Source organism: Kitasatospora sp. NPDC001175, assembly GCF_053598215.1.
The window spans coordinates 22,856-34,113 of the sequence record NZ_JBSFJU010000071.1 but is presented as its reverse complement, the minus strand read 5'-3'; the positions used below and the strand labels follow the sequence as shown (position 1 = coordinate 34,113).

9 protein-coding genes are annotated in these 11,258 nt (G+C 71.7%); 5 read left to right on the top strand and 4 right to left on the bottom strand.

From position 1 onward, the window contains the following. Window positions 1–770: 770 nt before the first annotated feature. On the top strand, window positions 771–1,421 hold the full coding sequence (locus ACWDAK_RS33855) for a formylglycine-generating enzyme family protein (RefSeq protein ID WP_425557765.1): 651 nt from the start codon (window positions 771–773) through the stop codon (window positions 1,419–1,421). Between the two features lie 156 nt (window positions 1,422–1,577). Here the strand turns inward: ACWDAK_RS33855 and ACWDAK_RS33850 are convergent, their stop codons facing one another. Continuing rightward, on the bottom strand, window positions 1,578–1,997 hold the full coding sequence (locus ACWDAK_RS33850) for a MarR family winged helix-turn-helix transcriptional regulator (protein WP_344638934.1): 420 nt from the start codon (window positions 1,995–1,997) through the stop codon (window positions 1,578–1,580). Window positions 1,998–2,124: 127 nt separating this feature from the next. On the opposite strand from ACWDAK_RS33850, the gene ACWDAK_RS33845 reads away from it, so the two are divergent. From ACWDAK_RS33845 to ACWDAK_RS33830, 4 genes are all read left to right on the top strand, one after another. Next, window positions 2,125–4,122 (top strand): aldehyde dehydrogenase family protein, encoded by a 1,998-nt coding sequence (locus tag ACWDAK_RS33845; protein ID WP_427395575.1) that lies wholly within the window; start codon window positions 2,125–2,127, stop codon window positions 4,120–4,122. Window positions 4,123–4,175: 53 nt separating this feature from the next. After that, complete coding sequence (locus ACWDAK_RS33840) at window positions 4,176–4,940, top strand: maleylpyruvate isomerase family mycothiol-dependent enzyme (RefSeq protein ID WP_427395576.1); 765 nt, start codon at window positions 4,176–4,178, stop codon at window positions 4,938–4,940. A gap of 332 nt (window positions 4,941–5,272) precedes the next feature. After that, on the top strand, window positions 5,273–5,863 hold the full coding sequence (locus ACWDAK_RS33835; RefSeq protein ID WP_427395577.1) for a GNAT family N-acetyltransferase: 591 nt from the start codon (window positions 5,273–5,275) through the stop codon (window positions 5,861–5,863). Between the two features lie 239 nt (window positions 5,864–6,102). Next, complete coding sequence (locus ACWDAK_RS33830) at window positions 6,103–7,314, top strand: copper resistance D family protein (RefSeq protein WP_427395578.1); 1,212 nt, start codon at window positions 6,103–6,105, stop codon at window positions 7,312–7,314. Between the two features lie 164 nt (window positions 7,315–7,478). Here the strand turns inward: ACWDAK_RS33830 and fumC are convergent, their stop codons facing one another. The 3 genes from fumC to ACWDAK_RS33815 form a co-directional block, all read right to left on the bottom strand. Then, window positions 7,479–8,963 (bottom strand): class II fumarate hydratase, encoded by a 1,485-nt coding sequence (fumC, locus tag ACWDAK_RS33825; protein ID WP_427395579.1) that lies wholly within the window; start codon window positions 8,961–8,963, stop codon window positions 7,479–7,481. Further along, complete coding sequence (locus ACWDAK_RS33820; protein ID WP_427395580.1) at window positions 8,960–10,633, bottom strand: NAD-dependent malic enzyme; 1,674 nt, start codon at window positions 10,631–10,633, stop codon at window positions 8,960–8,962. The genes fumC and ACWDAK_RS33820 overlap by 4 nt, the downstream gene beginning before the upstream one ends. 182 nt (window positions 10,634–10,815) lie before the next feature. Next, window positions 10,816–11,247, bottom strand: a complete 432-nt coding sequence (locus ACWDAK_RS33815) for a hypothetical protein (protein WP_427395581.1) — start codon at window positions 11,245–11,247, stop codon at window positions 10,816–10,818. Between the last annotated feature and the right edge of the window lie 11 nt (window positions 11,248–11,258).

Below are 11,258 nucleotides of genomic sequence, written 5' to 3'. Positions count from 1 at the left end.
AAGTCATCGACACACCCAATCCAACGCCACCGGGGCGGCCTTGGACACCGTTCCCGGGCCCGAACCATTCGATTCAACGACCCGCGAAGTACGGGGCTAGCCGGTGGGTCTGACAAACGGGACTCCGGGGCCGTCGGTCGCATCGGGCACCTAAAGGGGGCAATCCAGGAGCGGAGGCAGTCATCTCTTCGACCCCTGGTGCAGCACATCCCGGTGGACGGCACCACCCTCGACCTGCCCGACGCGGCGGCGAACGCGGAGTTCTGCGGCCGAGGAGGTCGGCCCTCCGCCGGCCGTCATCGGCTCGGAGCCTCTCGGCAGGGCCAAGAGAGCTCCTTTTGAACATGTTCAGATTTAGGTTGGGCTCATTCCGACCGGCTTCGAGGGGGGAGAGTCTGATGAGGGTCGTGCTGCCCGGAGACACCGGGCATGTGGGCAGAGGGCAGCCCGGATGCCGCCGCCCTCGCCCGGCTGGCCCCGGTCCTGACCGAGGCTCCCGGTACCCGCGCCGGGTGACGAGACGGGCCCTGACCGGGATCTCGACCGGGGACGCCGAGGAGAGCGCGCGAAGCGGACGATCCCGCAGCGGGGGTTGACGTAGGGCGCCAGCGCTCTCCGGGCCCGCTGGATCGTCCGCATTCGCCGAAGTACCCGTCACGGAAGTCGAGTTCCATCCGTAGCCGCACGCGGCCCGGCATCCCGGCGGCGCGGTTGCCCGCCACGGCTGCCGCTAGGATCACCTGCTTGTGGATGCTGGCGCAGGAATCGAGATGATCACGGTCCCGTCGGGGCGGGTAACGCTGTCGGACCGGCGGACGCAGCGCAGTTGGCCGGTCGAGCTGGCCTCCTACCGGCTCGCGGCCTTCCCCGTCACCCAGGAGCTGTACACACGGATCGCCGGCAGGCGGCCGAGCACCACCCATGGGGACCGGCTGCCCGTCGAGGGCGTCTCCTGGTGGGACGCGGTCCGGTTCTGCAACGCGCTGTCCCGGCACGACGGGTTCGCGCCCGCCTACCGCATCGGCGCCGACGGCGAATCCGTCGAGTGGGACGCGTCCGCCGACGGGTACCGGCTGCCGACCGAGGCCGAGTGGGAGTACGCCTGCCGCGCCGGTACCACCGGAGCGCACTACGGACCGCTCGACGAGGTCGCCTGGTACCGCGGCAACTCGCACGGGCGACTTCACGACGTGGGCGGCAAACAGCCCAATCCGTGGGGCTTCCACGACATGCTCGGCAACGTCTGGGACTGGTGCTGGGACCTCTACGACCCCGCGGTCTACGGCACCTACCGGGTACTGCGCGGCGGCGGCTGGTTCGACGAACACTGGAGCTGCCGGGCCTCCGCGCGGCGCCGCTCCCACCCGAGCTTCCAGGTCGACGACGTGGGCTTCCGGGTCGCGCGTTCCGTCATGCGCTGATCCGAGGACTGCGCCGGCCCACCGCACCCCGGCAGGCGCACCCGGGCGCCCCGAACCGCCGGACCGAGCGTCCCCTGCCGCGGGACCGGTCGCCCCGCGAAGTGCCGGACCGAGCGGCCCCGAACCGCCACTCTGACGCACCCGACCGACCACCAGCTACGGGAAGACCTGCCCGAGCAGGCGACCGAGGGTGCGCCGGTCCTCGTCGTCCAGTTGCTCCAGGCCGGTGAGGCCGGTCATCAGCTCGGCCCTGATGAGCCGGACCGTCTCCTCCCCCTGCTCGGTCAGCACGACGTTCTTCACCCTGCGGTCGGCCGGGTCGACCTCGCGGCGGACCAGCCCGCGCGCCTCCAGCCGGTCGGCGATACCCGTGATGTTCGAGGCGTCGCAGGTGAGCAGATCGGCCAGGGTGCGCATGGGCATCGGCCGGCGCAGCAGGCTGAGCATCTTGCCCTGCATCAGGGTGAGCCCGTGCCCGGCCGCCACGGAGGCGAAGTTGCGGTAGTAGGCGGCAGCCGCGTGTGCGAGCCGGTCCATCAGCTGGACGGGCGTCGGGGGCGGCTCGGGCTGGCTCATGCGGCGAGCCTACGCGAGTTTGATTGACATCCTCAACCTTTGAGCCCTACCTTCTCTTTTGCTTGAAGGCTTCAACCTTCCAGGTCATCAAGCCTCTCCCCGTCGCACCCCTTGCTGGAGCACTGCCATGACCTCCGCCCTGTTCGTCGTCACCGGCGCCACCCACTGGACGCTGGCCGACGGCACTGAGCACCCCACCGGCTTCTGGGCCGAGGAACTCGCCGAGCCGCACCGGATCTTCCGCGAGGCAGGTCTGGAGATCACCATCGCCACCCCCGGCGGCGTCGCCGCACCGGTCGACCCGGCCAGCCTCACCCCGGCCGCCGCCGGAGGCGCGGCGCAGGCCGAGCGACTGGCCGCCTACCTGGACGGCATCCGGGCCGGACTCGAGGGCCCGGCCCGGCTGGAGGAGATCGACCCGGACGCCTACGACCTGGTCTTCTATCCCGGCGGCCACGGCCCGATGGAGGACCTCGCCGGCAACGAGACCTCCGGCCGGATCCTCATCCGCACCCTCGACTCGGGCAAGCCCCTCGGCCTGCTCTGCCACGCCCCCGCCGCCCTGCTCGCCGCCCGCCACGAGGACGGCAGCCCGACGTTCGCCGGCTACCGGATGACCGCGTTCAGCAACGCCGAGGAGACCGCGGCCGGCTTCGCCGACCGGGCCGCATGGCTCCTCCAGGACCGGCTGAGCGCACTCGGCGCGGACTTCGTCGCCGCAGCGCCGTTCGCTCCGCACACCGTCGTCGACCGCAACCTCCACACCGGCCAGAACCCGGCCTCCTCCGCCGAGCTGGCCCGGACGCTGCTGGCCGCCGTGGCCACCGATCCGACCACGGTGGCGGCCCGGCTGCGGGCCCGCTTCGCCACCGGCCGCACCAGGCCGCTGGAGTGGCGCCTGCGGCAGCTCGCCGCGGTGCGTGCACTGCTCACCGAGCAGCAGGACACCCTGCTCGCCGCTCTCCACGCCGACCTGGGCAAGGGCCCCGAGGAGGCGTACCGCACCGAGATCGGCTTCACCCTCAACGAACTCGACCACACCGTGGCCAACTTGGCGCAGTGGCTGAGCCCGCGCCCGGCCGCCGTGCCCGACGCCTTCCGGCCCGCCGAGGCCCGGGTGGTCCGCGATCCGCTCGGTGTGGTGCTGATCATCGCGCCGTGGAACTACCCGCTCCAGCTGGCCCTCGCCCCGCTGGTGGGCGCGCTGGCGGCCGGCAACACCGCCGTGCTCAAGCCCAGCGAGCTGGCCCCGGCCACCTCCGCCGCACTGGCCCGGCTGCTGCCGCGCTACCTCGACCGGGAGACCGCGGCCGTGGTCGAGGGCGGCGTCCCGGAGACCACCGCCCTGCTGGAGCAGCGCTGGGACCACATCTTCTACACCGGCAACGGCACGGTCGGCCGGATCGTGATGGCGGCCGCCGCCCGGCACCTCACACCGGTCACCCTCGAACTCGGCGGCAAGAGCCCGGCGGTGGTCGAACCCGGCGTCGACCTGGCCGCCACCGCGCAGCGGCTCGCCCGCGGCAAGTTCCAGAACGCCGGCCAGACCTGCGTCGCCCCCGACTACGTCCTCGCCGTCGGCGACACCGCCGCCGAACTCGGAGCGCACCTGGCCGAGGCCGTCCGCGCGCTGTACGGCGACGACCCGTCGATCGCACCCGAGTACGGACGGATCGTCAACGAGCGCCACTTCGACCGGCTCACCGCACTGCTCGACGACGGCCGAGTGGTCACCGGCGGACAGCACGACCGGGAAAGCCGCTACCTCGCGCCCACCGTGCTCGCCGATGTCGCGCCCGACGCACCGGTGATGCGCGAGGAGATCTTCGGCCCGATCCTGCCGATCGTCCCCGTCCCCGACCTCGACGCGGCGGTGGCGTTCATCAACGAGCGTGACAAGCCGCTCGCCCTGTACGCCTTCACCGAATCGGCCGAGACCAAGCGGCGGTTGACCGAGGAGACCTCCTCGGGAGGACTCGCCTTCGGCCTGCCGGTCTCCCATCTCGCCGTGCCCGAGCTGCCGTTCGGCGGTGTCGGGGAGAGCGGCATGGGCCGATACCACGGCGAGTACTCCATCGAGACGTTCAGCCACACCAAGGCGGTGCTCGACAAGCCGCTCGGCTGACCGCCCGAACCGACGCACCGACACCCGAACCGAGGAACAGGAAAGGCCCTGCCTTGAGCACCACCCCGGACCACCGCGCCGCCATCGCGGCCGAGACGGCCCATCTCGTCCGCACCGTCGAGGCCGCCGATCCGGCGACCCCCGTACCGTCCTGCCCCGGCTGGACGCTGACCGACCTCATCCGGCACACCGGCAGTGTGCAGCGGTGGTTCTCCGTGCTGCTGCGGCAGCGGGTCCAGCAGCCGCCGCGCAGCCGGGACGTCGACCTCAAGCTGCCCACCGACCCCGCGGCCTACCCCGACTGGCTGGCCGAGAGCGCCGTCGAGGCCGCCGAGGCGTTCGCCACCATCGACCCGGACACGCCGATGTGGGCCTGGGGAGCCGACCAGCACGCCCGGTTCTGGGCCCGCCGGATGCTGTTCGAGACCCTGGTGCACCGGGCCGACGCCGAGCTCGCCCTCGGGCTTCACCCCGCGATCGACCGCACGCTCGCGGTGGACGGCGTGGACGAGTTCCTGGTCAACCTGCCGTTCGCGGCCTCCTTCGCCCCCGGCACCGCCCAACTCCGCGGCCAGGACCGGACCATCCGCTTCACCTGCACCGACGCGGACGGCGACTGGCTGGTCCGGCTGCGCCCGGACGGCTTCGGCCTCGACGCCGGCTCCACCGGAGCGGACCGCCCCGACGCCTCCGTCCGCGCCACCGCCGCCGACCTCCTGCTGCTGCTCTACGGCCGACTGGACCGAACGGCCGAAGCGGTCGAAACGGCCGGGGACGAGGAGTTGCTCGCGCACTGGTTCACGCACTCGGCGTTCTGACCCTCTCCCGGGCACACCGGCCGGGCCACCACCGCCGCCCGTCCGGGGCGCCGTCTCCGGACCACGACGGCGATCTGTCCATCCGTCGGACGGGGTGGCGTGACCGCCCGAAACGCGGTTCCGGACAGCGGTCTTGGGGCGAGTCCCCGAGGCCGCTGCCCGGCCGCCTCTCCGCCGGCGGCGGCCACGCCCTGGAGGGCGGCGGCGCCCCTGCCCCGTTCCGGGGAGATCCACGGGGCGGAACGCGGCCGGTTCCGCTACGCCGGGCGCGCGTTCAACAGACGAGGAGGCCGGCTCCCGGCGCGCGGTCGTTGCACCGTAGGCTCGCTCGCATGATCACACGGGAGCCGGTTCTGCGGACCGAGCGGCTGTCGCTGTTCCGTCCGGAGCGGGTCGACCTGGCGGCGGTGCTCGCCGTCCACGGCGATCCCGAGACCAACCGCCACAACCCGGACGGACCGATGCGTTCGTCCGAGCAGGGCGAGCGGTGGCTGCGCGGCTGGATCGAGGACTGGTCCCGCGACGGCGTCGGCTACTTCACGGTGGTGCGGACGTCCGAGCCGACGCAGGTGATCGGGTTCGCCGGACTCAAGGTCGCGACCGTTGGGATCGCCCGGGGCGACCGACCGGTCGACGACGCCCACGAGGGCCCGGCCGACCACGTGCGCGCGCTCAACCTCTACTACCGCTTCCGACCCTCGTCCTGGGGGCAGGGCCTCGCCGCGGAGGCGGCACGCGCAGCCCTGGACCACACCCGGCCGCACCACCCCGAACTGCCCGCCTACGCGCTGATCCGGGCGGACAACCTGGCCTCGCTCCGGCTCGCGGCGCGCCTGGGCTTCCAGGCCACCGGAGAGGTGGACGCGGCAGGGCGCCGCGTCCACCTCCTGGGTGTGCCGGGCCAGTTGACCGATCCGTCCTGAGGCACCAAGGCGGGGAGGCAGCCGGTACCGGACTCGGCCCCCGGCTTAGGTCGACCCGCCGTTCGTGGCGGGTTCCCGGTCGCCCGACCGGTGCAGCCGGGCGGCGGCCGTGATGTGACGGACCGCCCGTCGGCAACGTCCGCCGACGGCCCGCCGCCCGGTCAGGCATCGACAACGGCTGAACCGCCCCCGTCGGCGGTGTGGACAACCCACCAGATGTTTAGGTTAGCCTTACCTTCATGAGTTTTGCGCACCTGGCCGCGTCGTCGGTCGGCTACACCATGCCTCCCCTCTGGCGAATACTCACCAAATCCGGCTATTTCGTCGGCCTGTGCGGAGCCATCGGGGCCACCGTGACGTACGTGGCCGCGGTTCGCCCCGCACTGCACGCGCCGGGGACCGAGACCGGTGACGTCACGGCCCTACGCCGGCGGGCGGCGGCCTGCCTGGCCTGGGCCGGGGCGCTGCTGCTGGTCACCGGCTACTTCCAGCTCGCCGCCCGAGTCGCCCGGGCCGGCAAGGGCATGCCGTTCGGCGAAGCCCTTTCACCGGGACGGATATGGGACTTCCTGCACGCACCCGCCGGGCCGGGGGCCTGGGTGGCACAGGGCACGCTCTACCTGATCCAGAACATCGTCCTCGTGCTGGCGTCCGCCGCCCTGCTCGCACTGTTCAGCCCGCGTGCGCAGCGCCGCCCGGACGCCCTCGCGCTCATCGGACTCCCCCTCTCGCTCGGGGTGACCCTCATCGCGGCGGTGCCGGCCACCGCCCCCACAGCCGCGGACCGCGTGCTTGACCTGGTGTTCGATCAACTCCACATCATCGGTGGCACGGTGTGGCTCGGTGGCCTGGCCCTGCTCGCCCTGCTCTCCGGTGCCCGCCGCCTGCTGAGCGAGAACGCCGGTGTGCTGTGGGCGGACCTCTGGCGGCGGTTCAGCCTCGTGGCGCTGGTCTGCGTGGGGTCGGTGCTGGTCTCGGGCCTGTGGATGACCTGGAAGCACGTGGGCACCGTCGGGCAGCTGTGGACCACCACCTACGGGCTCTTCCTCCTCATCAAGATCGTGCTGGTCCTTGGCATGGTCGCCGCCGGCGGCGTCAACCAGTTCTGGCTGATGCCCCGCATCGCCCGCGCCCGCCGCAGCGACGCGACCTCCTCACTCCTTCACCTGACGCTGCGCCACTTCCCCGCGGTGGTCTGGGGCGAGGTCGCCCTCGGAGTCGGCGTCCTGGCCGTCGTCCCCTTCCTCAGCGGCTCCGCCCGTTCCGAGGCCGGCAGCCCGCCGGCCGTCACGACCGGCAGCGTCCTCACGGCCGGCGCCGCACTCACCCTCACCCTCGCGGCATCGCTCTACGCCACGGCCAAGGCCTCCGACGCCCTCTCCCGGCGCCCGACCGGCCGGACCCCCGCACCTTCCGCCAGCGGCCACACGATCACCCCGACCGCGGGGTGAACCCCACCGGTGCGGACCGGCAGGCCCTCGCCCGCCGGTCCGCACCGGCCGTGCCGGATGCTTCGAGCAAGCGGACAACTCCGATATGCCGATCGGCGCTTCCCGCGAGCGCCCAGCCCATCCACCCACCGATGCCCGAACGATGTGGCGCACATGGACCCCGTTCATCCCTGCCACTCGGCCGAGCCGACCATGCCGGCCGGATTGACGATGCGGTCGAATTCCTCGGCGCCGATGTAGCCGGAGGCCAGTGCGGCCTCGCGCAGGGTGGTTCCCTCGTCGTTGGCCTTGTGCGCGATCGCGGAGGCCTTGTCGTAGCCGATGACCGGAGAGAGAGCGGTGACCAGCATGAGTGATCGGTTGACGTAGCCGTCGATCTGGTCGTGGTTGAGCTGGGTGCCCTCGATGCAGTACTCGCGCAGCTTGGCGCACGCGTCGGCGAGGATGGTGGCCGCGTGCAGGAAGTTGTTGATGATCACCGGGCGCATGGCGTTGAGCTCGAAGTTGCCCTGGGATCCGGCGAAGGCGATGGCGGTGTCCTCGGACAGCACTTGGATGCAGACCATGACCATCGCCTCGCACTGGGTCGGGTTGACCTTGCCCGGCATGATCGAGGAGCCCGGCTCGTTCGCCGGGAGGATCAACTCCCCCAGGCCGCAGCGTGGACCGGAGGCCAGCCACCGGATGTCGTTGGCGATCTTCATCAGCGGCACGGCGAGGGCCCTCAGCCCGGCGGAGGCGCCGGCCATCGCGTCCAGGCCGCCCTGGGCGGCGAACTTGTTGGCGGCGGCGGTGAACGGGAAGCCGGTCGCAGAGGCGATCTCAGCGGCGACCTGCTCGGCGAATCCGGGCGGGGCGTTCAGCCCGGTGCCGACCGCGGTACCGCCCGCGGCGAGCTCGTACAGGCCCTCGGCGGACCCGGTGACCCGGTCGACGGCTTGCTTCAACTGGTGGGCGTAGCCGGACCACTCCTGCCCGACGGTGAGCGGGACCGCGTCCTCCAGGTGGGTGCGGCCGATCTTCACCACGTCGTGCCACTGCCCGGCCTTGACCTCGATAGCCTGCCGCAGCGCCTGCACACTGGGCAGCAGGCGCTCGTGGACCGACTTGACCGCGGCGATGTGCATGGCGGTGGGGAAGGTGTCGTTGGACGACTGCCCCATGTTGACATGGTCGTTGGGGTGGATCGGGGACTTGCTGCCCAGTTCGCCGCCGACCAGTTGGATCGCCCGGTTGCTGATCACCTCGTTGGTGTTCATGTTGGACTGCGTGCCGGATCCGGTCTGCCATACGTAGAGCGGGAAGTGGTCGTCGAGCTCGCCCGCGATGACCTCGTCAGCCACTTTCCCGATCAGGTCGGCTTTCCAGGCCGGTAGCCGCCCGGCACGCCCGTTGACGATCGCGGCCGCCTTCTTGACGTGGCCGTAGGCGTGGTAGACGGCCTTGGGCATCCGGTCGTCCCCGATGGAGAAGTGGATCAGGGAGCGCTGGGTCTGCGCCCCCCAGTAGCGGTCGGCGGGGACGTCGATGGCGCCCATGGAGTCGGTCTCCCGCCGGGTACCGGTCGCGTCCAGGCCGATCGGGAGATCGAGGATCTTCGGGGCCTGGTCCTCCGCGACCCGGTCGACGCCGGAGTGCTGCGCGGTCATGACGTCACTCCGTTCCCGTAGACCGGCGCCCACATGGCCTCCCGAACAGCCTGGCCGGGGTCGGCCGGCTTGGCGGTGGCCACGCCCTCGTCGAGCGCGGCCTCGACCACGGCCGTCGCGGTGATCGCCGAGGACGCCCGGAGGTTCTCCACCGGCGGCAGCAGACAGGCCCCCGGTCCGGTCGGGTCGACCTGGTCCGCGACCGCCTGCGCGGCGGCGAGCAGCATGCCCGCGGTCACCCGGGACGCCCCGGAGACGATGGTGCCCAGGCCCAGCCCCGGGTACAGCAGCGCATTGTTGGCCTGCCCGATCTCGTAGGTCACGCCGTCGAACTCCACGGGCGGGACGGGGATGCCGGTCGCCACCAGCGCCTTCCCCCCGGACCAGGCGATGACGTCGGCGGGCATGGCCTCGATGCGGGAGGTGGGGTTGGAGATCGGGAAGATGATCGGCCGCTCGGTGCCCTCGGTCATGGCCTCGACGACCTCGCGGGTGAACGCCCCGTGCGCCGTGGAGGTCCCCAGCAGGATGGTCGGCGCCGTCCGCCGGACGGTTTCCAGCAGCGAGATGGCCCCGTCGGCCCTGGCCCAGTCCGCGACGTCCGCGGGGTCACGCGCGTAGGGCCGCTGGAAGTCCCGCAGGTCGGTCATGTCCCGGGTGAGCAGTCCCTGCTTGTCGATCAGCCACACCTGCGCGGTGGCCTGCCCGGGATCCGCGCCGTCGCGGATCATCGCGTCGCGCAACTGGTCGGCGATGCCGACTCCCGCGGTGCCGGCGCCGAACACGAGAAGCTTCTGGTCCCGCATCGGCACGCCGCTGACCTTGACGGCCGACAGCGCGGCAGCCAGGGTGATGGCGCCGGTGCCCTGCATGTCGTCGTTGAAGATCCTGTAGGTGCCGCCGTAGGTCTCTAGGATCCGCCGGGCGTTGTCGGGGCCGAAGTCCTCGAAGTGCAGCAGCGCACCCGGGAACATCGAGGACGCGATCCGCAGGTACTTCTCGATGAACGCGTCGTAGTCGGCGCCGCGGACCCGGGGGTGCCGATTGCCCAGGTACAGCGGGTCGTTCAGCAGTGACTCACGGTCCGTGCCCATGTCCAGTGACACGGGGGCGACTCGGCTCGGGTCGATGCCGGCCGCCGCGGTGTAGACCGCCAGTTTGCCCACCGAGATCTGGATCCCGCCCACGCCCCAGTCGCCGATGCCCAGGATCTCCTCGGCATCGGTGCACACGATCAGATCCACGTCATCGGGCCCGAGCTGGAGCGTGGCGAAGGCCTTCTCGATGTCGTCCGCCCGGTCGATGGACAGGAAGACGCCTCGCGGGCGGCGGTACTCGTGGGAGTACTTCTCGATCGCCTCGCCGACCGTGGGGTCGTACACGATCGGCAACAGCTCCACCAGGTGATCTGTGAGCATCTTGTAGTACAGGATCTCGTTGCGGTCGTGCAGTTGTTCCAGGTACACGTTCTTGGCAAGGTCACTGCCCTGCGCCTGCAGCTGCTGGTAAGCGCGCTGCGCCTGCTGCTCCAGCGGCAGCACCCCGGACGGCAACCGCCCGGTCAGGCCCAGCTCGTCCCGTTCCGCCTGCGTGAACGCCACGCCCCGGTTGCGGAGTGGATCCATCAGGATGCCTGGCGCGGCAGGCGTCCGCACGGTTCTCTTGGTCATGTGGCTCTCCCCACGTGCGTGTGCGACGCGTGCACCGCCCGGCGACCCCGGGCCGGGAGCATTCCCCGCCGCTACCTCTACCGTGCGCACACGGATCCCACTGCCGCGCGTTGATCTCGCGCCGGTCCGAAGCGTCGACGGCTGCGACTGTCCTGCCTGTCGCGAGCGCCCCCGCCGGGCGGCTACCTGGGGCCGAAGGTGTTGAGAAGGACCACGGGCTCCCCGCCGAAGCGACCGGCCGCGTCCAGCTCCAGGAACGCTGCGAAGGCCTTGGTGGTGTAGGTCTGCTCCAGCGCTCGACCGGCCTCGGACCTCGCCCGGTCGAGCGCTGCCGCGCCCTGCGCGGTGGGGTGCGCGTAGCCGGTGCCGAGCCATCCGTACTCCGTGACCACGTCGGATGGGCTGGACTCGGCTTCCGGCAGGCCGACGCCCCGGTCCCGTAGCAGCGCCAGTGACTTCCGCGCCGACTTGGTGAGCGTCGGTGTGTCCAGGCGGAGGGTGTCGTTGACCACGACTCCCAGCACCCGAGTGCGCAGTCCGGCCAGCCGCAACCCCAGTGCCAGACCGGCCGCGGTACCGCCCGAGTGACGGGGACGGCCGTGTCCCCCTCCCACCCGACCCGACC